Origin of the sequence: Microcoleus sp. S13_C5 (assembly GCF_036700845.1) — a bacterium.
GTDB lineage: Bacteria > Cyanobacteriota > Cyanobacteriia > Cyanobacteriales > Microcoleaceae > Microcoleus.
Map to the genome: position 1 here is coordinate 1 of NZ_JAUBPR010000287.1, position 1444 is coordinate 1444.

Here is a 1444-nt window from a genome sequence, read left to right on the forward strand (position 1 = left end):
GCGGCGGCGGCGGCGGCTTGGGCGGCTTGGGCGGCGGCGGCGGCGGCGGCGTGGGCAGCGGCGGCGGCGGCGGCTTGGGCGGCGCTATCTTCATCCGCACAGGTTCTTTAACCCTCAACAACGCCACCTTCAGCAACAACACAGCCACTGGTGGTACGGGGGCGAACAACGGCCAAGGCAAAGGCGGGGCAATTTTCGCCATGCAGTCTCTCACCAACACCAACAGCAACAACCAGGGAATGCCAACCGCACTCCCTACCGTCACCACATTTGGAGCCACCTTCACCGGCAACACCGCCGCCAACCAAGTAAGCACTCCCACTGCTAACACCCCCAGCGGTGGTGTCGGCAATAGCCAAGACAATAACGACGTTTACGGCACTATCACTGGCAACACCGCCCCTGTCCTTGCCGATACCGTCGTCACCCTCAGTGCCATCCTAGAAGATGCAGTTGCACCCACTGGCGCAGTCGGCACACTCATTTCCTCCATTGCAGCCATCGGTACAGGGCAAAACAACATCACCGACCCCGACACTGGCGTAGTCGCCGGCGTAGCCATCACCGCTGCCGACACCACTAATGGCAGTTGGTTCTACACCATCGATGGCGGTACTACTTGGACAGCTTTGGGCACAGTCTCCAATACCAACGCTCGCTTACTAGCAGCCAACGCCAATACCCGCATCTACTTCCAACCAACCGCCAACTATAACGGCACCGTCACCAACGGCATCACCTTCCGCGCCTGGGATACCACCTCTGGCACAAATGGCGGCATCGCTAACACTAGCAACAACGGCGGTATCACAGCTTTCAGCACCGCCACCGACACCGCAGACATCACCGTTACCGCCGTCAACGACATTCCCAGCTTCACCGCCACCAACCCCACCTCCGTCAACGAAGACGCAGGAGCACAAACAGTAGCAAATTGGGCAACATTCAACGCCGGTGCCACCAACGAATCCACCCAAACCGCCACTTACACTGTTAGTAACATCAGCAACTCTGCGTTATTTGCCACATCGCCAGCCATAGACGCAAACGGCAACCTCACCTACACTCCCGCCACCGATGCTAACGGCACTTCTACCTTTGATGTCAAAGTACAAGATAGTGGTGGTACTGCTAACGGCGGTGTCGATACTTCCGCCACCCAAACCTTCAGTATCACCGTTAATTCTGTTAACGACATTCCCAGTTTCACCGCCACCAACCCAACCACAGTCAACGAAGACGCAGGAGCACAAACCGTCACAAATTGGGCAACATTCAACGCCGGTGCCACCAACGAATCCACCCAAACCGCCACTTACACTGTTAGTAACATCAGCAACTCTGCGTTATTTGCCACATCGCCAGCCATAGACGCAAACGGCAACCTCACCTACACTCCCGCCACCGATGCTAACGGCACTTCTACCTTTGATGTCAAAGTACA

Annotated in this window: 1 pseudogene; it reads left to right on the forward strand. The window is 57.0% G+C overall.

The annotated features are described in order from the left end of the window. Nucleotides 1–1444 (forward strand): annotated as a pseudogene (locus tag QUA04_RS29640) (Ig-like domain-containing protein); the annotation flags it as partial.